The 23,358-nt window shown below is 59.8% G+C and carries 20 protein-coding genes; 3 read left to right on the forward strand and 17 right to left on the reverse strand.

The annotated features are described in order from the left end of the window. The first annotated feature begins 124 nt into the window (after positions 1-124). Positions 125-997: an ATP-binding protein gene (locus tag ACSQ2Z_RS12495; RefSeq protein ID WP_436081499.1), complete on the forward strand. Its 873-nt coding sequence runs from the start codon at positions 125-127 to the stop codon at positions 995-997. A gap of 61 nt (positions 998-1,058) precedes the next feature. Here the strand turns inward: ACSQ2Z_RS12495 and ACSQ2Z_RS12500 are convergent, their stop codons facing one another. The 14 genes from ACSQ2Z_RS12500 to ACSQ2Z_RS12565 form a co-directional block, all read right to left on the reverse strand. Beyond that, positions 1,059-2,603, reverse strand: a complete 1,545-nt coding sequence (locus ACSQ2Z_RS12500; RefSeq protein ID WP_436081500.1) for a peptidoglycan DD-metalloendopeptidase family protein — start codon at positions 2,601-2,603, stop codon at positions 1,059-1,061. A gap of 166 nt (positions 2,604-2,769) precedes the next feature. Next, positions 2,770-3,426 carry a biotin biosynthesis protein BioC gene (locus ACSQ2Z_RS12505; RefSeq protein WP_436081501.1) on the reverse strand — a complete coding sequence of 219 codons (657 nt, stop codon included), beginning with the start codon at positions 3,424-3,426 and terminating at the stop codon, positions 2,770-2,772. Positions 3,427-3,767: 341 nt separating this feature from the next. Beyond that, on the reverse strand, positions 3,768-4,421 hold the full coding sequence (locus ACSQ2Z_RS12510) for a protein-L-isoaspartate(D-aspartate) O-methyltransferase (RefSeq protein WP_436081502.1): 654 nt from the start codon (positions 4,419-4,421) through the stop codon (positions 3,768-3,770). Beyond that, positions 4,418-5,188 carry a 5'/3'-nucleotidase SurE gene (gene surE, locus ACSQ2Z_RS12515; RefSeq protein WP_436081503.1) on the reverse strand — a complete coding sequence of 257 codons (771 nt, stop codon included), beginning with the start codon at positions 5,186-5,188 and terminating at the stop codon, positions 4,418-4,420. The genes ACSQ2Z_RS12510 and surE overlap by 4 nt, the downstream gene beginning before the upstream one ends. A gap of 25 nt (positions 5,189-5,213) precedes the next feature. Further along, positions 5,214-6,497, reverse strand: a complete 1,284-nt coding sequence (gene serS, locus ACSQ2Z_RS12520) for a serine--tRNA ligase (protein ID WP_436081504.1) — start codon at positions 6,495-6,497, stop codon at positions 5,214-5,216. A 70-nt stretch (positions 6,498-6,567) separates the two neighbouring features. Then, the gene (gene tatC / locus ACSQ2Z_RS12525) at positions 6,568-7,386 is read right to left on the reverse strand and encodes a twin-arginine translocase subunit TatC (RefSeq protein ID WP_436081505.1); all 819 of its coding nucleotides are present in this window, start codon (positions 7,384-7,386) and stop codon (positions 6,568-6,570) included. Beyond that, positions 7,383-7,982, reverse strand: a complete 600-nt coding sequence (tatB, locus tag ACSQ2Z_RS12530) for a Sec-independent protein translocase protein TatB (RefSeq protein ID WP_436081506.1) — start codon at positions 7,980-7,982, stop codon at positions 7,383-7,385. The genes tatC and tatB overlap by 4 nt, the downstream gene beginning before the upstream one ends. A 71-nt stretch (positions 7,983-8,053) precedes the next feature. Continuing rightward, positions 8,054-8,260 (reverse strand): twin-arginine translocase TatA/TatE family subunit, encoded by a 207-nt coding sequence (locus tag ACSQ2Z_RS12535; protein ID WP_436081507.1) that lies wholly within the window; start codon positions 8,258-8,260, stop codon positions 8,054-8,056. Between the two features lie 256 nt (positions 8,261-8,516). Next, a complete protein-coding gene (gene scpB, locus ACSQ2Z_RS12540; protein ID WP_436081508.1) occupies positions 8,517-9,251 on the reverse strand; it encodes an SMC-Scp complex subunit ScpB in 735 nt (244 codons plus the stop codon). After that, complete coding sequence (locus ACSQ2Z_RS12545) at positions 9,244-10,092, reverse strand: segregation and condensation protein A (protein WP_436083064.1); 849 nt, start codon at positions 10,090-10,092, stop codon at positions 9,244-9,246. Before ACSQ2Z_RS12545 ends, scpB begins: the two co-directional genes overlap by 8 nt. 50 nt (positions 10,093-10,142) lie before the next feature. Then, positions 10,143-11,159 carry a beta-N-acetylhexosaminidase gene (nagZ, locus tag ACSQ2Z_RS12550; protein WP_436081509.1) on the reverse strand — a complete coding sequence of 339 codons (1,017 nt, stop codon included), beginning with the start codon at positions 11,157-11,159 and terminating at the stop codon, positions 10,143-10,145. 148 nt (positions 11,160-11,307) lie between these two features. Then, a complete protein-coding gene (locus tag ACSQ2Z_RS12555; protein ID WP_436081510.1) occupies positions 11,308-14,316 on the reverse strand; it encodes an SPOR domain-containing protein in 3,009 nt (1,002 codons plus the stop codon). Positions 14,317-14,379: 63 nt separating this feature from the next. Beyond that, positions 14,380-16,140, reverse strand: a complete 1,761-nt coding sequence (gene argS / locus ACSQ2Z_RS12560) for an arginine--tRNA ligase (protein WP_436081511.1) — start codon at positions 16,138-16,140, stop codon at positions 14,380-14,382. Between the two features lie 99 nt (positions 16,141-16,239). Then, entirely contained in the window at positions 16,240-17,457 is a 1,218-nt protein-coding gene (locus ACSQ2Z_RS12565; RefSeq protein WP_436081512.1) for a deoxyguanosinetriphosphate triphosphohydrolase, read from the reverse strand. A 209-nt stretch (positions 17,458-17,666) separates the two neighbouring features. On the opposite strand from ACSQ2Z_RS12565, the gene ACSQ2Z_RS12570 reads away from it, so the two are divergent. Continuing rightward, positions 17,667-17,999, forward strand: coding sequence for a HesB/IscA family protein (locus ACSQ2Z_RS12570; protein ID WP_436081513.1), 333 nt, complete (start codon positions 17,667-17,669; stop codon positions 17,997-17,999). 18 nt (positions 18,000-18,017) lie between these two features. On the opposite strand, the gene ACSQ2Z_RS12575 is transcribed toward ACSQ2Z_RS12570, so the two are convergent. Next, complete coding sequence (locus ACSQ2Z_RS12575; protein ID WP_436081514.1) at positions 18,018-19,481, reverse strand: phospholipase D-like domain-containing protein; 1,464 nt, start codon at positions 19,479-19,481, stop codon at positions 18,018-18,020. 126 nt (positions 19,482-19,607) lie between these two features. On the opposite strand from ACSQ2Z_RS12575, the gene xth reads away from it, so the two are divergent. Continuing rightward, entirely contained in the window at positions 19,608-20,396 is a 789-nt protein-coding gene (xth, locus tag ACSQ2Z_RS12580; RefSeq protein ID WP_436081515.1) for an exodeoxyribonuclease III, read from the forward strand. A gap of 121 nt (positions 20,397-20,517) precedes the next feature. On the opposite strand, the gene exoR is transcribed toward xth, so the two are convergent. Continuing rightward, on the reverse strand, positions 20,518-21,315 hold the full coding sequence (gene exoR, locus ACSQ2Z_RS12585; RefSeq protein ID WP_436081516.1) for an exopolysaccharide production regulator ExoR: 798 nt from the start codon (positions 21,313-21,315) through the stop codon (positions 20,518-20,520). A gap of 651 nt (positions 21,316-21,966) precedes the next feature. Further along, positions 21,967-23,226 (reverse strand): OmpP1/FadL family transporter, encoded by a 1,260-nt coding sequence (locus tag ACSQ2Z_RS12590; protein ID WP_436083065.1) that lies wholly within the window; start codon positions 23,224-23,226, stop codon positions 21,967-21,969. Positions 23,227-23,358 lie beyond the last annotated feature (132 nt).

Genomic DNA, 23,358 nt, shown 5'->3' on the forward strand with positions numbered 1-23,358 from the left:
CAGGAAATCAGCCGGAGGAGAAGCTCTTTCTAGTGGATTTCACGCCTTTTACCGTAACAGTAGCCATGCTACCGGACAGTTGGTCCAACGACACAATCTGGTGTCACGTTTCAGGGGCTCTTCGATGCAGGATACGAAAATCAACCTTCTGATCACCGAAATGCAAAAGCTTTCGGCAGCCATCGAGCGGATTGCGGGTCCAGCACCTGCCGTCAACGACTGGGATATGGCGGAGTGCTTCGTCTGGGGGCCTCAACGGCTGCATCTCCAGCCCGTCAGCAAGCCGAACCGGGTCGATCTCACGCTGATCCGCGGCGTCGATCATGTCCGCGATATCCTGTTCGATAACACGATGAGATTTGCAGAAGGGTTTCCGGCGAACAACGTGCTGCTATGGGGCGCCCGAGGGATGGGCAAGTCTTCGCTCGTCAAGGCTGTTCATGCAAGCGTGGCGCGGGATGCCGGCATTCGCCTGAAGCTGGTCGAGGTGCATCGCGAAGATATCTCGACGCTACCGATCTTGATGGAGATCCTCAAATCGGCGCCGGTTCCGGTCATCGTGTTTTGCGACGACCTTTCCTTCGACCACGACGACACGTCCTACAAATCGTTGAAAGCGGTGCTGGACGGCGGCATCGAGGGCCGTCCCGCCAATGTGCTGCTCTATGCAACATCCAATCGTCGGCATCTCCTGCCGCGCGATATGATGGAAAACGAGCAGTCGACCGCGATCAACCCGTCGGAGGCCGTCGAGGAAAAGGTTTCCTTGTCCGATCGTTTCGGTCTTTGGCTTGGTTTCTACAAATGCAGCCAGGAAGACTATCTGGAGATGATCGACAGCTATGCAGCGTATTTCGGTCTGGAGAGCGATCCTGCGAAGCTGCGCTCCGAGGCGCTGGAATGGAGCACCACGCGCGGCGCCCGTTCCGGCCGCGTCGCCTGGCAGTTCATCCAGGATCTGGCCGGCCGCTTGAAGAGAAAGATCGATCTGGTCTGAGGGCAAAAAAAGCCCCGTAGCGGGGCTTTTCTTTTGCTGATTTGTCTGGCAGGCGAAGCGACTATTCCAGGAAAGTGGCCGGGTTGACGGCGCTGGCGTTCTTGCGCACCTCGAAGTGCACCTGCGGCTGGGTTGCCGTGCCGCTCATGCCGGACGCCGCCAGCGTCTGGCCGCGCTGGATCTTCTGGCCGCGCTGCACCTTCAGTTCCGACGCATTGCCGTAAACTGTAACAGTGCCGTCGTCGTGTCGCACCAGGACGGCGTTGCCCAGTTCCTTGAGGCTGCTGCCGGAGTAGATGACCACGCCGTTTTCCGCCGCCTTGATCGGAGTGCCTTCCGGAACCGAGATATTGATGCCATCGTTACGGTTGCCTTCGACATTGGCACCATAGCCGGCGATGACCTGACCGCGAACCGGCCAGCGGTACTTGCTGATACCCGTTCCCTTCGGCGAGGAATCAGAGCCGTCATCCTTGGACGCGACTTCCGTGACAGATTCCTTGGCGACCGGCGGTGTGTACTGCGCAGGCTTTGCCTCGTCGGCCTTGGCGAGCTTTGCGTCTGGCTTGGCATCGAGCTTCTTGCCGGGGACCGAGGCGGTAACCACCTGGTCCGGAGCCGATGTGCTGGCACCCGGAACCTTCAAGGTCTGGCCGATGCGGATCGCCGCCGTAGTCAAGCCATTCGCCTTGCGCAGTTCCTCGACGGAGACGCCGTTCGTCTTGGCAATCCGGTTCAGGGAATCGCCCGCCTTGACGGTGTAGGTTCCGCCCTTGCCGCCTTCGCCTGCCACCGGCTGCTTGCCTGCCGCCATATCGGTGCGGTTCGTGCCCTTTTCGCGTGATTGAGCCTGCCCCGGGAGAATTGCAACATCGCGACTGTCAGGCTGCAGCGGGATATTCTTCTGCTTATCGATATCGAGACTTGCAGCGGCATCCGAAGCAGCCGCTTTCGCCGCACTTCCGGCAACGCCGAAGGTCGGGATCAGAATGCGCTGACCTGGTTCCGCATCCGACGAGGACTTCAGGCCATTCGCCTTCAGAATCTCTTTTTCCGGAACGCCAAACCGCTTGGACAATGTCGCGATGGTATCGCCCTGACGCAGAAGCACCGCCGGAGCATTCGCCGTCGACCAACCGCCCTTCGCAGTACTGGTGGTGATCGGATCAGCCTTGACCTTCTGCTCGGCCTTCGCGGTTTCGCGGACAGCCGGGAAAGGCTGGGCCAGCGACGTATCGCGCGCTTTCGCAGCCGGATCGGCGAGTGCGACACGCTGAACATTGATCGGCGTCGACGCTTCCCTGGCGCGGGAAACCGGTGTCGTTGCGGTATTGACCGGATCCGGGAACGGCTGGTTCATGGCCTGATCACGACTGTCGCCTGCGACCGCTGGCATAACGGCCATACCGCCGCCCTGGACGTCGCTGCGCGGGATCGGAACATTGCTGCTTGAAATCGAATTCGTCGTGAAATTATCGGACTTGGAGAAGAGCCCTCCAAAACGGGTTGCATCCGAGCTGCAACCCGTTGCGGCACTTGCCAGCAACACCGCCGCAACAAGGCGAACGGCGGACTTTCCTGCACTCGACGAAACTCTAATACGCATGACGCTTACCCACTTGGAACACAACTCAGTGTAGGGTGATTAAAGCGCATTAGAGTTACCGCGCGGTTAAAACCGGCGGCTTGGACGATGGTTTTTGATGAATTGATAACCATGATCGGCGGCGGCCACCGAAGACATCGGGTGCTGGCGGCCAATCTGGCAGACTTTAAAAGTTTTCCTGGTAGAACTTCTCGATCTCGGAAACAGCGCCGCGGGTCTGCGAGACATCCTCGTAGCTGATCGTGCCGGTATCCCAGCCGAACATGTCGCCCGTGATCATGCCGCCTGCGCCGTTCGATGTTGCCAACTCGGATTGAGCCTTGTCGGTGTCGAGCAGCACACTGACAAGCGTTTGAAAGCTCGCATCGCCATCGATGCCACTCTCGTCGCTATATTCCACCGACCGTGCTCCGGCGATCGCCGCGTCGCGCGTGCCGAAATAACGAAGGCTGTTCTGATCCTCCGGACGAAGATTGTCGTAATACTCGATGAAGGCGCGGTAATAGGCCTTGTGATCGCCGGTTTCGCTGTATTTTCCGAAGGCCTGATATTCGCGCGCGGCGAGCTGTGGTGAAAGCTTGTTGCTCCACTCGTCCTTCGTCAGGGCCGGGTATTTTTCCTGCACACGCTTCGTGCGGCCGAGAAACAGCAGTGCCTCTGCGGAGAGCGAAACACGCGAAGACGGATCGTAACCGCCGGTCAGCGACGAGACCGCGTTGCCCTCTTCGCGGTTGCCCGAAGTCCCCTGCGCCGCGGCGCGGCCGGCAAGATTGCTCAGGCCATCGCCTGTGCCTGCCGAGGTCAATCTGTTTGCGATCTGCATCTGCCGTCTCCTGCGTTGTGACGCCTGAAATGGAACTGACAAACACGCATCAAGTCCGGGTCAGCTCAAAGGTATGACTTTTTGTGCGCAGATTTCGGTTAGGCTCCCAAACTTGCGCGAGGCTGACCATTGTTAATAAAAAATTAACAGCCTGATTTTGCAATGATAAATTAGCGTGGCGTGAAAAGCGCGCTTTCGCCCCATGCTGCAGTGCAGCAACAAATGATGGAATCAGCGAGTGCCGAGCGCGGCCAGCATCACAGTGAGAAGCGCGGCGCCGCAGCCGAGATCAAGGATGCGGCAAGGCTTTGCGCTTTACGACAGCCTTAGCCCTATGGCTCCTAGAGAAAAGAAGCGAGTTGCGGAACGATCGGAAGATAAGGCGCTTCAAACAGATCCTCGCGGTCGAACCGGCTGCCTGTGCGGGTCAACCGGACGATCCGGCATTCGGTTTCGCTCATCATGATCGGTACGATGAGAACGCCACCGGAGACGAGGTGATCGGAAAAGACGCGCGGCAGACTGGAGAACGCGGCGGTGACCAGAATGCGATCGAAGGTGCCCTCCCCGGCAGGCCCAATGCTGCCATCCCCCTGGCGAACGATGACATTGCGGATACCGGCCTTTTCCAGATTCTTCTGGGCGCCGGTGACGAGCGTCTTGTAGCGATCGATGGTCAATACCCGCTCCGCAATCCGGCCCATCACCCCGGCGGTGAAGCCGCTGCCGGTGCCAACTTCCAGAATGCGTTGCCCAGGCTTGAGGTTGAGGTGGTGAAGGAGCCGGACAGCAAAGTCGAAGCCTTCCATGAAGGAACCGCAGTCGAGTGGCACCAGCCGCGAAGAATAGGCGTTGTCCTGAAACTGAGGCGGCACAAACAGCGTGCGCGGCGTCTGCTCGACGGCGTTGAGCAATTCCTTGTTGGAAATCCCCTCCGCACGCAGGCGCAGCACCAGGGCTGCGAAGCCTTCCTGCTCAACGACACGCGGGCTCAATCGGCGTCTCCGTCGAGCAATGCACGCGCAACACGGTCCTGCGCAGTATAATCCGTCAGATCGAGCTTCAGCGGCGTCACCGATATCTTGTGCTCGCGAATGGCATGAATATCCGTTCCCGCCCGGAAGTCGCCGAAGCGCTCGCCGAACCGAAGCCAGAAATAAGGGTGGCCGCGGCCATCGGAGCGCTCGTCGATCGTCAGGCCGAAATCGAGCTTGCCCTGCGACGTGACCTCGGTACCGGTGATTGCGGTTGCGGCGCAGTTCGGGAAATTGAGATTAAGGAATGTGCCGTCCGGCAGGTCGAGTTGCATCAGCTTTCGCAAAAGATCAGGCGCATGGGATTCGACCACATCCCAGGGAACGAGCCCGCCGTCTGCATGACGATAGGCCTGGCTGAGGGCAAAGGACCGAATGCCCTGAAGCGTGCCTTCGATTGCACCGGCAATCGTGCCGGAATACGTCACGTCATCCGCCATGTTGGCACCGACATTGACGCCCGAAAGGATGAGGTCCGGTTTGAAATCCAGCACCTTGCGCACAGCCATGATGACGCAATCGGTCGGCGTGCCGCGAAGCGCGAAGTGCTTTTCGGATACCTGCCGCAGACGCAAGGGCTCCGACAGCGTCAGCGAATGGGCAAGACCGCTCTGATCCGTTTCCGGCGCGACGATCCAGACATCGTCAGAGATCGTCCGGGCAATCCGTTCGAGAACGGCGAGGCCCTCGGCGTGAATGCCATCGTCATTTGTCAGCAGAATTCGCATCTCTACCCCTGCCGCAGGACGCGGCTCAACCGGCCTTTTCGATCTTGGTCAGGCCGCCCATATAAGGCAACAATACGTTCGGGATGGTTACCGATCCGTCTTCATTCAGATAGTTTTCGATGACGGCGATAAGTGCACGGCCGACGGCCGTGCCTGAGCCGTTCAGCGTGTGGACGAATTTCAGCGCCTTGTCGTCCTTCGTCCGGTAGCGTGTATTCATGCGCCGCGCCTGGAAATCGCCGCAGACCGAGCACGAAGAGATTTCGCGATAGGTATCCTGCCCCGGCAGCCAGACTTCAAGGTCATAGGTCTTGCGTGCGCCAAAGCCCATGTCGCCGGTGCAGAGCGTCATCACGCGGTAATGCAGCTCAAGGCGCTTCAGCACCTCTTCCGCACAGGCGGTCATGCGCTCATGTTCGTCGATCGAGCTGTCCGCATCGGTGATCGACACGAGCTCCACCTTGTTGAACTGGTGCTGGCGCAGCATGCCGCGCGTGTCCCGGCCGGCCGAACCCGCTTCCGAGCGGAAGCAGGGCGTCAGAGCAGTAAACCGAAGCGGCAGCGCGTCGGCATCGAGGATCTGCTCGCGCACCATGTTGGTCAGCGGCACTTCGGCAGTGGGGATCAGCCAGCGACCGTCGGTTGTCTTGAACAGGTCTTCGGCAAATTTCGGAAGCTGGCCGGTACCGTACATCGCATCGTCGCGCGTCATCAGCGGTGGCTGGACTTCCAGATAATCATGCTCGCTCGTATGCAGGTCGAGCATGAACTGGCCGAGCGCCCGCTCGAGCCGCGCCAGTTGGCCCTTGACGATGGTGAAGCGCGAACCGGCGATCTTGGCCGCGCCTTCAAAATCGAGCCAGCCGAGTGCTTCGCCGATTTCAAAATGTTCTTTCGGCTCGTGATTCCAGCCCGGCTTCTGGCCGTGGCTGCGCTTTACGACGTTTCCGCTCTCGTCGCTGCCGACCGGCACGTCGTCGAGCGGAATATTCGGAATGCGCGAAAGGGCGTCGGCAAGCTCGGCATCCGTCTGACGGCTCTCTTCTTCGAGCGCCGGCATGGTGGTCTTCAGTTCGGCCACTTCGGCCTTCAACTGCTCGGCAAGTTCGCCATTCTTCTGCGCCATTGCCGCACCGATTTCCTTGGAGGCGGCGTTTCGGCGCGACTGCATGTCCTGCAGCGACTGAACGAGGGAGCGGCGCTTTTCATCGAGCAAAATCAGCGCAGCCGACAGGGGCTCGGCCCCGCGCTTTTCAAGCGCCGCGTCGAGCGCTTCCGCATTGTCCCTAATCCATTTGATATCAAGCATGTTCGTTCAGGTCCTGATCGGTCGTGTCGAAAGCGGGACCCGAACGCCGTGCGCTGACACGAAGCCCGTGTCAGCCGGCGTTTTCCTTCGCCTCGGCATCCTCGCGCGCTTGCGCGTCGCGTGTCCGTTGCCGCTCGACGAGTCGGGCCGTATAGATCGAAATCTCGTAGAGAAGGATGGCCGGGAGAGCAAGGCCGATCTGGGAAACCGGGTCCGGTGGGGTCAGAATTGCGGCTGCAATGAAAGCGATGACGATCGCATATTTGCGCTTTTCCTTCAGCCCCTGCGAGGTAACGAACCCGACACGCGCCAGCAACGTCGTGATCACAGGCAGTTGGAACACGAGGCCAAACGCGAAGATCAGCGACATGATCAGGCTCAGATATTCCGAAACCTTCGGCAAAAGCTGGATCGACACCTGCCCCTCGCCGCCATGCTGTTCCATGGCCAGGAAGAACCACATCACCATCGGCGTGAAAAAGAAATAGACGAGCGCTCCGCCCATCAGAAACAGGACCGGCGAGGCGATCAAGAACGGCAGGAAGGCCGCCCGCTCGTTCTTGTAGAGGCCGGGAGCGACGAACTTGTAGACCTGCGAGGCGATGACGGGAAAGGAGATCACCAGGGCGCTAAACATCGCGACCTTGATCTGCGTGAAGAAAAACTCCTGCGGGGCCGTGTAGATCAGCTCAACATTGCGATGATCAAGCCCCGCCCATTGAACCGCCCATTTGAATGGCTGAACGAGGACATCGAACAAGACTTTGGCGAAATAGAAGCAGACGAGGAACGCCGCGAAAAAAGCGCCGACCGCCCAGATCAGCCGCGAACGCAGCTCGATCAGATGCTCCATCAGCGGCTGGGGCTTGTCTTCGATATCGCCGCTCATGCGTCACCTTTTTTCTTGGTCTTCTTCGGCGCAGCCTTGGCAGATTCCGGCTTTACGCCCGCAGCAACTTCGCCCTTGACCTTCTTCGCGGGAGCCGCGACAGCGGCTCCAACCGCAGCCGCCTTCGGCTTGGAAACACGCTTTGCCTTCGGTTCTTGAGCTGAAGCACGGTCCACTTGCTTGGCCGTCGAGATAGCTCCATCAGCGGCAACAGGGTCTGCTTTCGCCTGTTCCTGCGGAACGACCGCTTCAGCGGGCGCCACTGCCGCCGGTTCCGGCGTCTTCGTCTCCACAGTCGTCGCCTTCTGCAGATCGGCCTTGATTTCGTTGCCCATCTGGCGAAGCGGGTTCATCGCCTCGCGCAGGCTATGCGCCGGATTGAGCTTCTGTGCGTCGCTCAGCGTCTTGCGCACATCGTCGAGGTCGGCCTCCTTCAGCGCTTCATCGAACTGCTGGCGGAAATCATTCGCCATGCCGCGCATCTTCGTCATCATCTTGCCGAACGTGCGCAGCATCGGCGGCAGGTCCTTCGGACCCACCACGATGATCAGAACGACGGCGATAACGACGAGTTCGGTCCAGCCGACATCAAGCATTCTCAAGGACTCCACAACACCGAAAGGCGGCAAGGCCTGCCGTCACGGCCAGGCCCCGACCAAATGCATGATCAGCGGACTTCGTCGGATTTGTGTTCGACCGTCTTGGCATCGACGCCCTTGTCGGCCGCAGCCGTGTCGTCTTCGGTCATACCCTTCTTGAAGCTCTTGATGCCCTTGGCAACGTCGCCCATCAGTTCCGGGATCTTGCCGCGGCCAAACAGCAGCAGGATTACGACCAGAACGATCAGCCAATGCCAGATACTAAAGGAACCCATATCCTTAACTCCCTTGAAGCCTGTGCCCCGATTTAAGATGTCCAACCATCTTTTTCAAACGGCATATATCCGCTCGTTAACGGAAAGCAGCACGCCACGCAATGCTTACACTAAGAGTTCGGCAGAGATACGCCCATCCGCCAGATTATCAGCTTATTCGAGCGCAGCCGCCGGTGGAACCGGGAATCGGACGCGACCATTGCGCACACGGACAAGGGCTGACGGACAAGGTGAACCGCGTTCAAGACGCTGGCTTTTATTCTTCGTCCCCGCCGCTCGGCGCCAAAAGGCCAAGCTCCTCAAGATCAAGCTGCGTTATGGGATCCTCGTCGTCGCCAATTCCGTCCTCGCCAAGGGGAACCGGAATCTGGAAGCCCGAGGGGATGCGGCCGGAGAGAAGGCCCGCGCCCTTCAATTCTTCGAGACCGGGCAGGTCGCGCAGTTCCTCGAGGCCGAAATGGTCGAGAAAATCCCGGGTCGTGCCGAAGGTCACCGGCCGGCCTGGCGTGCGACGGCGGCCCCGGAACCGGATCCAGCCCGCTTCCATCAGTACGTCCAGCGTCCCCTTCGACGTCTGCACGCCGCGGATATCCTCGATCTCGGCACGGGTCACCGGTTGGTGGTAGGCGATGATCGCCAGCACTTCGAGGGCCGCCCGTGACAGTTTGCGCACCTCGTTCTCATCCGTCTGGACGACGAAAGAGAGGTCGGCTGCCGTGCGGAACGCCCAGTGATCGGCCACCTGTACGAGATTGACACCGCGCTCGGCATAGATGGACTTCAACCGCATCATGATGCGCGGAACATTTGCGCCCCGCGGCAGACGCTGCGCTATGTAGCTCTCCGACACCGGCTGGGCTGACGCAAAGACAAGCGCTTCGGCGATGCGTTCCGCTTCCAGTTCGATCCGCGGATCAAGCAGGATTTCCGTCCTGGTCGCTTCGTCCTGTTCTTCGATCACGCCCGGTAGCTTCTTTTGCGGGTCAATCACGCCCCGCCTCCATTTCGGCCAGTGCCTCGGCCGTCAGCTTGTTCGGCCCCTGGCGCAGATAGATCGGCGAGAACGCGCCGTCTTGGCGAATTTCAAGCCGGCCTTCCCGCACCATTTCGAGCGATGCGGCAAAGGAACTGGCAATGGCCGTCGCCCTTTCCTTCGGGCTCGTCATGTAGCGCAACAGAAAGTGGTCGAGTGCCGTCCAGTCGACCATGTCGCCGATCAGCCGGGCAAGGACCAGGCGGGCAGCGGCGAGCGACCAGACCTGCCGCTTCTCGATCGTCACCTGCATCACCGCCTCGCGCTGGCGCAGTGACGCGTAGGCACTCAGCAGATCGTAGAGCGATGCCTCGAAAGCGGATTTCTTTTCGACCGGAATATGCTCCGGCGCGCCACGTGCGAACACGTCACGGCCAAGCCGGTTGCGGTTGATCAGGCGGGTCGCCGCCTCGCGCATCGCCTCCAGCCGCTTCAGGCGGAACGCCAGAGCGGTGGCCATCTCCTCGCCCGATGGCCCCTCGTCCTTGGCCTGCTGCGGAATGAGCAGGCGCGACTTGAGGAAGGCAAGCCAGGCCGCCATGACGAGATAGTCGGCGGCGAGCTCAAGCCGGATGCTGCGGGCGCGCTCGATGAAAGCGATATATTGCTCGGCAAGCGCCAGCACCGAAATGCGGGAAAGATCGACACGCTGGTTGCGCGCCAGATGCAAGAGAAGATCGAGCGGGCCTTCGAAGCCGGCGATATCGACGACGAGCTCTTCCTCGTGCAAGCCACGATCCGACGCATCGTCCTGCCACAGCGGGTCCATCGGGGCCTTGGCCGCCGGTTTCCTCTGCATGTCGCCGGCGTTGCTCACGATTGTCCTGCCTCTTGTTGCCGTTGTTTCCCTTACGCGATGGCTAGCATGCCGTTGAACTCGTCCCGCAATGCGGTTTCGTCCGATGCGTCCGGCTTTACGAACCCGGCTTCCACCGCCTTCGCGCGCCTGAGCGTCTCACCGGATATCACCGGCACGACACGCGCCACCTGAACCATTTCATCCATAATGCCGTGGCAATGCAACACCAGATCAAGCCCGGCGGCCACAATGCCACGCGCCCGCGTCTCTATATCGCCTGCCAGCGCATTCATCGAAACGTCATCCGACATCAGCAGGCCATCGAAACCGATATGGCCGCGGATGACATCGCGCACCACTTTGGCGGAAGTCGTCGCAGGGTTTTCCGGATCGATCGCCGTGAAAACGATATGCGCCGACATCGCCATCAGTTCGTTCTTCATGGCGGCGAAGGGCAGGAAATCGCTCCTGGCGAGCTCCTCAAAGGCCACATCGACGACTGGCAGTTTGTGATGGGAATCGACGAAGGCTCGGCCATGGCCCGGCATATGCTTCATGACCGGCAACATGCCGCCCGCCTTGAGGCCGGCGGCGGCCGCAGCACCGATCTCGGCCACGGCCTGCGCATCGTAGCCATAGGCGCGGTTGCCGATCACATCGCTGCTGCCTTCGATCGGCACGTCCAGCACCGGCAGGCAATCGACCGTGATACCGAAGCGCATCAGGTCGAAGGCATGCAGCCGCGACATCAGCCACGCGGCACGAAGGCCCTTCTCACGGTCGCGGCGATAGATTGCGCCGATCGCCGCACCGTTCGGATATTGCGGAACGATCGGTGGACGAATGCGCTGGACGCGACCGCCTTCCTGGTCGATCAGCACCGGCGCGTCGGGATTGTCGATGCTGTCGCGCAACGAAGCGGTGAGATCGGAAATCTGCTCGGGCTCACCGATATTGCGTCCGAAAAGGATGAAGCCCCACGGGCGCTCCCCTGCAAAGAAGGCTTTTTCCTCAGGCGTGATCGTCAGGCCCTTGCAGCCTGAAATGAATGCTTTTGATTCGGTCATAGGGCGATAATAGTGGCTGCGGCAGGCAAAGGCGAATGTCGATTTTTCCTTTGAATCCCGTCATTCACAGCAAACAAATCCGCTTGAATATGAGAAAGGCGCGGCCGTTTTGCCGCGCCCTTTTAATGATCTCGCTGTTGGGTCGGAATTATTTCGTCACAAGGCAACTGCCGCCAGCGCTCTTGTAGCGCGCGCACAGGGCATTCGCCTCTTGCTTGGACCCGGCGGGAATGCGCACGCGGAAATAGGTCCCCTTGCCGGCGATCTCGGCCTTCTTGATATCGACGCCCTTGCCGCCGATGACGCTGCCGAACTTGCCGGAAAGCGTCTTGTAGGACCTCTGCGCTTCGGCTTCCGATGGCAGCGACGCGATCTGGATCACATAGGTGCCGGGCGCGACGGAGGCCGTTTCAACCGGTTTGGCTTCGGCTGCCGGCTGCGCTTGCTGGGTTGGCTCTGTCTTGAAGGTGTCGACGACCTTCGTCTTCTCCTCGACCTTCGCCTGCTCTTCGACCGGACGCGTCTGCGGAATAGGATTGGTATCGGCAACCGCTGTCGTCTTGACGGAGCGGACCGGCGCCGTTTCCTCAACGGTGGTGTCGGCGGCTTCAGCAAGCGCGCTCTTCTGCTCCGGTGCGGCCGCTTGGTCGGCGGCAGCCTGGTCGGCAGCTGGCAGGGACTTAGGCGTCGAACCCGTCTCCACCTGTGGGGTTACTGCGGTCGTCTTGACCGTCTTGATCTGAGGGTCGCCCTGGTTTGCAGGCGTCTCGTTTGCAGCAACCTTCGTTTCAGGCTGAACAACCGGATCTTCGCGCGCAACCAGCGTGCCATCCGGCTTGACGATCATCGTGCGAACCTTGCGCGGCGATACGGCCGGCGAGCTGTCCTCTTCGGCGGCTGTGTTCTCGGCCGTTTGGCCGTCCGGCAGCAAGCGTTCGCTGCCGTCGTCGTCGGCCGGCGCTGCGCCCGGGAGTTCTTCGTCGGCCCCCTCGAGCGGCAAGTTCTCCGGCGTCAGCGTCCGCTGAACCACGTCGACCGGCTCTTCAGTCGAGGAAACCAGCGTGCCCTGCTCCGGCGCACCGTCCTGCGCACCGGCAACACGGTCATAGACGGCCTTGTCCTGGTTGGGAACGGTCTTGCCGCCCTTTTCGACCGGCACGATCTTCACCGGCGACTTGTCCGCCAGGATAATTTTTGGCTCTCCGCCGGACAGCACTGAACCGTTGCCGCCCATGAACGCGTAGACACCGACGGCACCGAAGATCGCCAGGCCGGTAACAGCCGCGGCAAGCAGGATCAAACGACGCTTGCCGGCGCCACTGCCCTCTTCGTCAAAATCGCTATTGGCCGCGTAGCCGGAGCCGACCGCCAGGCGATCCGACGATGGATCGGCCTCCTGCCGCTTGCTCAGCGACAGCCGGAAATCCTCTTCCATGGCTTTTTCGAATTCGTCGAAATCATCCTCGGCGGGCGCTCCGGCGGTGACGGACTGCGTCTGCGCAATCGAATGCGGCACGGAACCGAAACCGAGTTCGTCGTCAGCGCCCCTACTCGCACCCGCTCCACTACGGCTCGGCGTCCCGAACAGCTGCGCCATTTCAGCGTCTATATCGAGGTCGTAATCCGGTTGATGAACCACCGGACGCTCCTGCTCGACAGCCGGCAATTGTGGCACGTTCAGATCAGCGATCGCCGTCAGGCTTTCTTCCGTCTCGGCAATCATCGCGGGATCGAAGGGCAGAACGTTTTCGGGCTCCTCGTCTTGTGGGATTTCATCGACGGGTGCGGCTGGGGCTGCAGCAATGCTGACTGGTTCCTCTGCAATCGCAGCAGCCGGCGCGAAAGCAGTCTCCGGAGCCGCAGTCTCGAATTCCGAGGGGTCGATATCGAGGTCGATGCCGGAAAGATCAAGTTCGAACGTGTCGAGATCGAAATCCGGTTCCTGATCGACAGGCGCCTTCAGAGCAGGTGCTGCTTCGGTCACCACCGGCTCGACGGGCGTTTCGGCCGGGTGATACGCCGTTTCGGTGACAGTTGCTGCCGCCGCCACAGTGGCCGCCGGAAGCGGGGTCGCGAAGGCCTTCTGCGACAGAACTCCGCCATTCGAGGCGACCGGAGTAGCCCGGCTGAATGTCGGCGTGAAGGGATAATTGATTTTTCGCGCAGCATCCGCCGACGTCGCCAGTTTTACGGCAGCCTTCGCGGGAACAGGAAATCGTTCGATATCGGTCAGCAAGACGTCAATGTCATGCGCATCAGCCGCGGAAGTCGCTTCGCCCGGTTTCAGTGCCGATGCCGGCTTTGGCTGCCATTCGGGCAGATCGCCCTGCGTCTGAGCCGCGGATTCCACAGCCGCCTCTGCGGACTGGTCGGCACCAAACGGGAAGTCCTCAACCGGCGCAGCAGCAACAGGCTCTTCAAACGCAGGCGAAGGCGCGATGTCCTGCTCGGCTGGCTCCTCTGCCCTGGCATCAACGAGCGTATCCTCTTCGGACGCGACACGCTGCGTCTGCGCGAAAACCATTTCAACCTGCGGCGCTTCAACGGGATACGCGTCGTAGCCGATGGACAATTCGAGTTCGCGCTCAAGATCAGCGCCGTCGAATACCGGCTCGCTATATTGATCGAGGGACCAGACGTTTTCGGCTTCCGGCGAGACGGGCTCGGGGGACCAGTCGACAACCGGTTCTTCGCCCACGCTGGCAACTGCAGCTTCCGGCTCGGCAAGAGCAGGCTCCTCAGCAGCGAGCGGCGCAATTTCTACCGTGGGCGCAGCAACCTCGACCGAAGCTTCCGGAAGAAGCTCTTCCACCTCGTAAGCGACAAACTCGGGCTCAACGACAGCGGCCGGAACGACATCGCTTTCTTCGGGAAGCGGCGCGAAAGCGATATGGTCCTCGGCACTGACCGGCTCTGGCGCATCAATCGCTGCAGCTTGCGGCGCGTCGTAGGCGTCGAACTCGCGTAGCAGTTCGTCCTCCAGATCGAGCACAGGTTCGACGCGGACCGACTCTCGATGTCTTTCGAGTTCCTGCAACTGCTGAACCGCGGGCCGATTGTCATAGCCGACAATACGGGCCAGTTCTGCCAAAGGATCGTCTTCCGACAACACGTCGAATTCCACAGTCCCGCTTCGTGCCAATTGTTTGTCTGCCATGCGCTCCACTCACAACTTACTAGCCAGTTCTTGCCAGTGCTTTGTGGGGAAATGGTGACATTACTATCGCATCTCGTCCGGGGCAGCGGTACCTGTAATGGACAGGCCCGACTTCAAAACGGAGGCAACGGCACGCACCAGTCCTAGTCTGGCAATGGTCAATTCTCTGTTCTTATCGTTAACAAAACGTAATTCTGGAGATTCTTTACCTTTATTCCAGTGTCCGTGGAAGACGCTGGCAAGATCGTAGAGGTAAAACGCGATCCTGTGAGGCTCGTGAGACAGTGCCGCTGCCTCGATGACACGCGGATATTCTGCGAGCTTGGCAACGAGCTGGAGCTCATTCGAATCAGTGATATTGCCTGCAACGGCTCCCGCCAGGTCGAGGGCTTCGAAATCGGTGCCCGGGAACGCTTCGCCCGCCTGCCGGAAGACCGACATGCAGCGCGCATGCGCGTACTGCACGTAAAAGACCGGATTATCCTTCGATTGTTCCGTTACCTTGGCAAAATCGAAGTCGAGCGGTTCGGAACTCTTGCGGTAGATCATCATGAACCGAACGGAATCCCGCCCAACCTCTTCCACGACATCCCGAAGCGTGACGAAGTCGCCCGAACGCTTGGACATCTTGACCGGCTCGCCGTCGCGATAAAGCTTGACGAGTTGGCAGAGAAGCACCGTCAGCTTGGACGTGCCGCCCGAGACTGCGCGTGCCAACGCCTCGAGCCGCTTGATGTATCCGCCGTGATCGGCGCCGAGCACATAGATCATCTCGTTAAAGCCGCGATCGAACTTGTCCTTGAAATAAGCAACGTCGGCGGCAAAGTATGTATAGGAGCCGTCAGACTTGATCAGCGGCCGGTCGATGTCGTCACCGACCTCAGTCGAGCGGAACAAGGTCTGCTCGCGATCTTCCCAGTCTTCCGGCACCTGCCCCTTCGGCGGCGGCAGCGCACCCTTGTAGACATGGCCCTTGAAGGTCAGGTCGTTGATGGCGTTGCGAATCCGTCCGGCGCCGTCGGCGTGCAACGTCCGCTCTGAGAAGAAGACATCGTGATGAACGTTGAGGGCGGCAAGATCCTCGCGGATCATCACCATCATCGCATCGATCGTCCGGTCCTTGACGAGTGGCATCCACTTGTCTTCCGGCATGATCCGGAGACTGGAGCCGAATTCATCCGCCAGCGCCTGGCCGACCGGAACGAGATAATCGCCCGGATAGAGACCCGCCGGGATATCGCCGAGCTTTTCACCCAGCGCCTCGCGGTAACGCAGGAAGGCGGACCGGGCGAGCGTGTCGATCTGAGAGCCGGCGTCGTTGATGTAATATTCCTTGGTCACCTCGTAGCCGGCGAACTCCAAGAGGTTGGCGAGCGTGTCGCCGACGACGGCGCCGCGGCAGTGGCCGACATGCATTGGGCCGGTCGGATTGGCCGAGACGTATTCGACATTGACCTTGCGTCCGGCGCCGACGGCGCTTTTACCGAAACCGGTACCATCGGCGATCATGATCGCCAGAAGTTTTTGCCAATAGGCGACCGAAAGCTTGACGTTGATGAAGCCCGGCCCTGCGACGGAGACATCGGCAACTTCCGGATCCTCTTTCAGCTTGGCAACGATCAGTTCGGCGAGTGCACGCGGATTGGTGCCGAGCGGCTTGGCCAGCACCATCGCGGCGTTGGTCGCCACATCGCCGTGACTGGCATCGCGCGGCGATTCTACACTGACACGGCCGAAATCAACTTCAGATCGCTTTTCACGCACGATATCAATCGTTTCCAGAACGTTTTTAACGCGTGATTCGAAGTCTGTGAAAAGGTTCATGTCATCCATCCGCTCTGCTCGCCTTTGGCTGCGAGACCGCGTTGTTATCGTTCAGTGGCATTGCGGCAGCCCGATCGCCGCCATCAACCGGCGCGGTGACTACCGCAATTCAGGGGTATGGTCAAACAAGCGCTTGTGCACGGCAATCGCATAGGTGTCGGTCATGCCGGCGATATAATCGCCGACGTGCCGGGCCTTGGCCGGCTCGGCCATGCCAGCGATCTGATCGATCCAATAGTGCTTCTGCATCTGTTGCGGATCGGCCATGAAGGCATGGTAGAGATCGGTGACGATCGCAGCGGCATTGGCGCGTACGCGCATGACTTCGGGATGACGATAAATCCTCGTCATCAGCATCTTCTTGATCTGCTGGTCCGTGTCGAACATCGCTTCGGAAAAGGTGGCGATCACCCTGCCCGCATTGCGAATATCAGAAGCGCTTTGCGGCCGCACGTCCTTAAGACCTTGCTGCGCGACGGTGATCACATCCTCCACCATGGCCGTGATCTGCCGGCGCATGATCTCATGAGTGAACCGGCTCGCCTCCAGGCCAGGATAGCGACCGCCGACCTCCTGCATCAGGCCGGCAAGAAAAGGAATTTCCTCCAGCATCTCGAAGGTCAGATAGCCGGACCGCAATCCGTCATCGATGTCGTGGGTATTGTAGGCAATGTCGTCAGCGATCGCCGCCACCTGCGCTTCCAGACTGGCGAAACTCGCCAGTTCCAGATCATGCAGGACGCAATAATCGAGGATCGGCTGGGGAACGGGAGTGCGGGTGCCCTCGCCGTCCTTGCCGATCAGCGGTCCGTTATGCTTGACGAGCCCTTCCAGGCTCTCCCAGGTCAGGTTGAGCCCGTCGAACTCCGCGTAGCGGCGTTCAAGCTTGGTGACGATCCGCAGGGACTGCGCATTGTGGTCGAAGCCGCCATAGGGCTTGAGCATTTCGTGCAGCGCGTCTTCGCCGGTATGGCCAAACGGCGTGTGACCGAAATCGTGGACAAGGGCGACGCCTTCTGCCAGGTCCTCATCCAGTTTCAGCGCGCGCGCCAAGGCACGGGCGATCTGCGCCACCTCGATTGTGTGGGTGAGCCGCGTGCGATAATGGTCGCCATCGGCAGCGATGAAGACCTGGGTCTTGTGCTTCAGCCGGCGAAAGGCCGTCGTGTGGACGATACGGTCGCGGTCACGCTGAAAATCGGAGCGGGTCGGACTGCTTGTCTCGGGGTAAAGCCGCCCCCTGCTCGCCCATGGATCGGAGGCAAAAATCGCGCGTTCACCGGAGCCGAAACCAAGCGCATGTCTGTCCAATGTCATTTCCCACTCTGCATCCCATTGACGCGGTACTAAAGCCTTCATACCTATAGTGCGCGTTACAGGAAAGCACCGAGTGACGGTCGCTCTTGAGCTTGAACGAAAACAAGGCTTTGCTGCACACGTGGACCAGAGTGCCGCCCGGCGATATAATGCCGCAAACGGCGCAAACAGCGAATCTCTCCGGTTCTTGACCCCGGCAGGAGGTAGATATGACAGCAGAAACTGTGACCCTTTCGGACTCGGCGGCAAAGCGCATCGGCGTGATCCTCAAATCCGATGCGGAGAAGAAAGCCATGCGTGTGTCCGTCGAGGGCGGCGGCTGCTCCGGGTTTTCCTACAAGTTCGATCTGGTCAGCGACGCCGATGCCGACGACCTCGTGCTTGAGAAGGGCGACGCGAAGGTGCTCATCGACAGCCTGTCGCTCGTCTATATGAACGGGTCCGAAATCGACTTCGTCGACAACCTGCTCGGCCAATCCTTTCAGGTCAAGAATCCGAATGCGGTCGCAAGCTGCGGATGCGGCACCAGTTTCTCGATCTGAGACGGCGGCCGTCTCAATTCACAGATAGGGTGAGCCCAGCCAGAAGATCTTGTTGATCAGGCGGGTCAAAAAGGGCTTTGCGCTGAGGTCGGCCAGTGTCACCGGCCGGGCACTCTTCAACGCCGCCTGTATCCGCTGCCCGACGGCACCGGCAAAACCCGCGTCGAGTACCTCCAGGTCGATCTCGAAATTCAGCCGCAGCGAACGCGGGTCGAGGTTCGACGAGCCGACATAGGTCCAGCGGCCATCGACCGTCATCAGCTTGGAATGGTTGAAGACGCCCGTGGACCGCCAGATGCGGCATCCGCCCTTCAGGGCCTGGTCGAATTGCGCGGTCATCGCCCGGTCGACCAGTACCAGGTTGTTGACCGCCGGCACGATAATATCTACCTCGACGCCGCGCATCGCTGCCGTGACGAGGGCGCTGATCAATTCCCTGTCCGGCAGGAAATAGGGCGACATGATGCAGATATTGCGTCTGGCAACGGAAAACGCACCCATCATCATCTTGTGGTTGGATTCGTTGGCCCTGTCTGGCCCGGACGGCACGGCGCGCATCAGCACTGAAGGCTGGCTATGATCCTCCGCCGGCAGCAGGATGCCCCACGCCTCGCCCTCCAGGGCTTCGCTGCTGGCAAACTGCCAGTCCTCGGCAGCCACCTGAAAGAGATCGGCAACGACGGGCCCGGTAACGCGGAAATGCGTGTCGCGCGCCTGCGCGTCGCCTGCAAATTCCGACGTGAACCCGGCCCTGATATTCATGCCTCCCGTAAAAGCAACGGTGCCATCCACGATCAGGATTTTCCGATGGGTGCGCAGATTGGCGTAAGGCAGCCGCAGTCCCATGATGATGTTGCCGTTGAAGACCCTGACCGTCACGCCGCCTTCCGCAAGAAGCCCGACGATGCTCGGTACTGAATAGCGTGCGCCGACCGCGTCGATCAGAACCCTGACCTCGACGCCCCGCTTGGCGGCGGCGATCAGGGCATCGGCAAAACGAAGACCGATGCTGTCGCGGTCAAAAATATAGGTCTCGAGCAAAATGGCACGGCCGGCTTTTTCGATCTGCTGCAGCATCGCCGCATAGGACGTGTCCCCGCCCTCAAGGATCGTGATGCCGTTTCCCGTGCAAAGGCGATGGCGGCTGACCCGGTCGCCCAGCATCTTCATAGCGGCGAATCGCTGGCCGAACTGTTCGGAGACTGCCGCACTGGAAACATCGAACGCACCCATGACATCCGATCCGCGTTCGCGTAGCTGCGACCTCTGCTGTTCAATCGACGAACGGCGCATCCGGTTGATGCCGGCGACCGCATAGACCAGGGCACCAAGTATCGGAGACAAAAGGATAATGCCAACCCAGCCAAGCGCAGAGCGCACCTCCTCCTTGGTCATCGTTGCATGGATTGCCGCCGGCACGCCAAGAACGACGGACAGCACCGCCAGAACATGCGGCCAATACGTGGTGAGCATATCGATCATCCGCCGGACTATAGCGGGCAAACGTCAGGAAGCAATTCGTGCTCCGCACCGGATTTGTCAAAAGAATCCAGCGACGCTAAAAGGATGGCGGGCCCATACGCAGTCAACAAAAAGGACGCCAACCATATGAAAATCGTGACGTGGAACATCAACGGCGTCAGGGCCCGCATCGACGTCCTTATGGCCTGGCTGAAGGAATCGCAGCCTGATATCGTCTGCCTCCAGGAAATCAAAACAGTCGATGAGGGTTTTCCGCGCCTCGAGATCGAAGCCATTGGCTATCATGTCGAGACGCACGGCCAGAAGGGCTTCAACGGCGTCGCCATCCTGTCGAAGATACGGCCTGAGGAGATCAATCGCGGGCTGCCCGGCGGCGATTCGGACGAGCAGTCGCGCTTCATCGAGGCGGTGTTTTCCGTCAAAGGCGGCGCCATCCGCGTCTGCTCGATCTACCTGCCGAACGGCAATCCGGTCGGAACCGAAAAATTCGCCTATAAATTGTCCTGGATGGATCGCCTCAGCGCCTTTGCGGAAAATCGTCTCGCGCTGGAGGAGCCACTCATTCTCGCAGGCGATTATAATGTCATCGCCGAGCCGCACGACTGCTGGGACGTCAAGGTCTGGCAGAACGACGCGCTGTTTCAGCCGCAGACCCGACAGGCATTTCGCCGCCTTGAAAATCTCGGCTTTACCGACGCACTACGGGCGACGACGGACGCGGCGCCGCTCTATACGTTCTGGGATTACCAGGCCGGATGCTGGCAAAAGAATTTCGGTATCCGCATCGACCACCTGATGCTTTCGCCGGAAGCGGCCGACAGGCTCATTTCGACGGGAGTCGAAAAGCACGTGCGCGCCTGGGAAAAGCCGTCTGACCATGTGCCGGTCGCGGCGAAATTCAACTTCGCGGCGTAACGTCTACTGCATAATTCCTGAGATCACATTCGATCCAGACTAAAATTGTGCAGCGATTCAAAGGGCAACAGCGACCTTTGCGCGTCTGACAAGACGCGCGGCGCTGTCGTTGCGACGCCGCTTAATCGCTGTCGAGGTGAATATTTTGCGACATGGCGATCGCGGCGCGGCGATCATCTTCACTGGCAAGCGAGAAGGCCAGTTCCTGAAGGGATTGCAGCCAGGGCCGGTCTTTCGGCGAACACTGGTCGAGCGCGGCGGTCATATAGGCCAGTCCACGCGCCGCCTGGCCTTCCTGGAAAATCACATTGCCGAACACGCCCATGGCACCGGCATGGCCGTTCTTGCGGGCACGATTGAGCCATTTCTTGGCCTGCTGGACATTAACGCTGCCGCCATCGCCGGCGAGAAGCATCTTTGCCAGCTGGAACTGCGCCTCGGCGACACCAAAGGTCGAGGCAGCCTGGAAATAGAGCTGGCGGGCCTGACTGAGATCGGTCTTGATCGGACTGTCCGGAATGCCGCGACGATAATAACCGGCAAGCGAAATCAGGGCGTTGACGAAATAACCGGTATTCTCAGACCCCGGTTCGACACCCTCCTGGGCAATTTCGCTGTAAATCTTGAAGGCCTCGAGGTCGTTTTCCGCCACACCGTCGCCGTAGGCATACATGTTGGCCAAGGCCCATCGAGAACCGGTATGGCCCTTTTCGGCGGCATAACGATAGGCTTCGACCGCCTCGTCCTTGCGGCCGTTCTTGTAAGCAGAGAAACCGAATTTGAAGAGTGCGAAGGGACCGGATTCCTTGGTGACGCCGGCATTCGGATCAAAAGCATACGCAACGCGCGCCTGTGCGGTCAGCGAAAGCGCAACAGTCAAAACAAGAAACGTCAACGACCGGTAACCGCGTATCAGCATGATAGTCTATATCTTCCGTTCAATCCCAAGAGCCGGTCACAGCCAGTCCAAACGAGATCCCTGTCGTCAACGCTGCGACAGACGGCGGAAAAGGCATCTCGCCCATTGCCAATCTGTCCATTCATCCCGGCAGTTTCCCAATTGTAGTCAGCGTTTCCGGCAAGAGTACGGCTTGCCCTGGCAGCTTCAATAAGCTCACGCCGCCACGCTCCGTCGAACAGCCTTGAAAGGCTATTTCGAAGCCACGAAACGTCACGGGAAGCCTGGAATTTTTCGAAAACGCGATGACTCATCCTACCTCAAACGCCGCATGCTCAAAACTTCTGTGCAGGTTTGTCAAGCTCATCGGTGCTCCCAGTTTGTGGCGGGAAATAGACACAATCCCCCCTCTCCCGACCGCCACAGACTATAGAAAGAATGTGTTGCTGAATCGTCACAATTCGTGACCCGGGAAATGGGAACAATCCAAGCAGTAACGCTGCAATTCTTGGAAACGGAGTCACAGAGGCGGTAGAACTATCGGCGGGTCGTAGCGCGACAATGCTCGAAGCAGAGCAACGGCCGGCTGCCGCTAGCGGTAGCTGGAGAAGCAGCAAAAAGGCCCGATGCGAACACCGGGCCCTTTCTGTTGCTGGCGCGTCTGTTTGTGGATCAGAATTTGATCTTGAGCGATGTGGAGACGGCACTGACGATATCGGTGCCGAAATCATAGGTGACGTCGTCGCCGACAACTTCGCCTTGGTATGTTTGCGGGCCGGAGCTGCCGCTCGTCAGGATGCCGATGGCCCCGGCCAGCCGAAGCTCGACATTCTCGGTCGGCATGTAGGAAACGCCCGTGCCGACCGTCCAGGTATCCGTCTGGGTTCCGTAGCCGTGGCTGGTGCCGCGATCCCATGTCAGGCTGACAGCCCCGCTCCACTGATCGTTGAACTTGTGGCCGATACCGCCGCTAACCGTCCAGCCATCGCGATAAAGAAGGTCGAGGCTGGTCGGAAGATTGCGCGGATCCGACGTGTCGTTCGCAGTAACCTCAATGACCTGCAGCTGGCTCCAGTCGGTCCACTTAACGGAGCCGAAAGCGAGCCAGCCAGGCGCGATGCCTGTCTGAAGTTTAAGTTCCAGCGAGTCCGGCATAGACGCAAAACTGGACACATCGTATTTCGTTCCGGGAACGGTGGTTATGAGAACGCCGCCGGGGCCAAAAACCGGCAGTCTAACTTTGCTGAGATCGATCGTTCCTTCCAGATTGTCAAGATCAACTGCACTGTTGTAAACGAGGCTTGCGCGAAACGCATATTCTGGAATTTCATACGCCACGCCGGTGCGCCAACCCCAACCGCTGCCGTCCAGATCAAGCCGCCCAATGCCGTCAAATCCCGGGACAATGATAGGGCTCACGAGGCGTTCCTTGAAACCGCCCACCTCTTGGTAAAAGCCACCGCCGATAACACGGAACTGTCCCTGCCCCACATCCCACTTGTAGGAGCAAGTCGCAGCGTAGTTGTCGCTTTCGATTTTGGTTTCGATGTTATCGTTGACACCCGCCCAGTTGGTACCGGGATTAGTATGCGCGCCCCATGGCTGCGAATAATCGGCCATGCAGTCGACGCTGTCGCCGAAGCCAGCCTTCACACCGATACGCGGGACCCAATAGCCTTCGGTTTCCTCGACGCCGCTCGTCGGGCGTGTCAGGTCAAACGCGCCGTTTGCCGGATTGATATCGTCAACGTTATCCAGTTCGCGTTGCGGATTGACATAGGTCGTTGCAGCCTCGGCGGCATAGGTCGACGGATCGAACAGCAGATCGATGTTGTAGCCGCCCCGTTCGAGACCGCCCGCGCTGGCCGCCGCTGAGCTAAGCAAGACGGCCGCAGTCGCCATCATCGCCGCCTTGATTTTGTTGTGAACCATCCGTTCCTCCCCTGAACACATAGTGGTCGTCGTGCACGCCAACCGCTTGAAGACAAGTATCGACTGCGAAGGGCTAATGGCAAATACCTGCATTTCGCGATTCACGGCAGAAGATCACGAAAAATTTACGTA

The sequence above is a fragment of the Pararhizobium sp. LjRoot235 genome (assembly GCF_964254145.1).
GTDB lineage: Bacteria > Pseudomonadota > Alphaproteobacteria > Rhizobiales > Rhizobiaceae > Pararhizobium.

Bases quoted from the DNA above. Each gene is read 5' to 3' on its own strand.
- ACSQ2Z_RS12495 (WP_436081499.1), top strand. From the start codon at position 125: ATGCAGGATACGAAAATCAACCTTCTGATCACCGAAATGCAAAAGCTT.
- ACSQ2Z_RS12500 (WP_436081500.1), bottom strand. From the start codon at position 2,603: ATGCGTATTAGAGTTTCGTCGAGTGCAGGAAAGTCCGCCGTTCGCCTT.
- ACSQ2Z_RS12505 (WP_436081501.1), bottom strand. From the start codon at position 3,426: ATGCAGATCGCAAACAGATTGACCTCGGCAGGCACAGGCGATGGCCTG.
- surE (WP_436081503.1), bottom strand. From the start codon at position 5,188: ATGCGAATTCTGCTGACAAATGACGATGGCATTCACGCCGAGGGCCTC.
- serS (WP_436081504.1), bottom strand. From the start codon at position 6,497: ATGCTTGATATCAAATGGATTAGGGACAATGCGGAAGCGCTCGACGCG.
- tatC (WP_436081505.1), bottom strand. From the start codon at position 7,386: ATGAGCGGCGATATCGAAGACAAGCCCCAGCCGCTGATGGAGCATCTG.
- tatB (WP_436081506.1), bottom strand. From the start codon at position 7,982: ATGCTTGATGTCGGCTGGACCGAACTCGTCGTTATCGCCGTCGTTCTG.
- ACSQ2Z_RS12535 (WP_436081507.1), bottom strand. From the start codon at position 8,260: ATGGGTTCCTTTAGTATCTGGCATTGGCTGATCGTTCTGGTCGTAATC.
- ACSQ2Z_RS12545 (WP_436083064.1), bottom strand. From the start codon at position 10,092: ATGCAGAGGAAACCGGCGGCCAAGGCCCCGATGGACCCGCTGTGGCAG.
- nagZ (WP_436081509.1), bottom strand. From the start codon at position 11,159: ATGACCGAATCAAAAGCATTCATTTCAGGCTGCAAGGGCCTGACGATC.
- ACSQ2Z_RS12555 (WP_436081510.1), bottom strand. From the start codon at position 14,316: ATGGCAGACAAACAATTGGCACGAAGCGGGACTGTGGAATTCGACGTG.
- argS (WP_436081511.1), bottom strand. From the start codon at position 16,140: ATGAACCTTTTCACAGACTTCGAATCACGCGTTAAAAACGTTCTGGAA.
- ACSQ2Z_RS12565 (WP_436081512.1), bottom strand. From the start codon at position 17,457: ATGACATTGGACAGACATGCGCTTGGTTTCGGCTCCGGTGAACGCGCG.
- ACSQ2Z_RS12570 (WP_436081513.1), top strand. From the start codon at position 17,667: ATGACAGCAGAAACTGTGACCCTTTCGGACTCGGCGGCAAAGCGCATC.
- ACSQ2Z_RS12575 (WP_436081514.1), bottom strand. From the start codon at position 19,481: ATGATCGATATGCTCACCACGTATTGGCCGCATGTTCTGGCGGTGCTG.
- xth (WP_436081515.1), top strand. From the start codon at position 19,608: ATGAAAATCGTGACGTGGAACATCAACGGCGTCAGGGCCCGCATCGAC.
- exoR (WP_436081516.1), bottom strand. From the start codon at position 21,315: ATGCTGATACGCGGTTACCGGTCGTTGACGTTTCTTGTTTTGACTGTT.
- ACSQ2Z_RS12590 (WP_436083065.1), bottom strand. From the start codon at position 23,226: ATGGTTCACAACAAAATCAAGGCGGCGATGATGGCGACTGCGGCCGTC.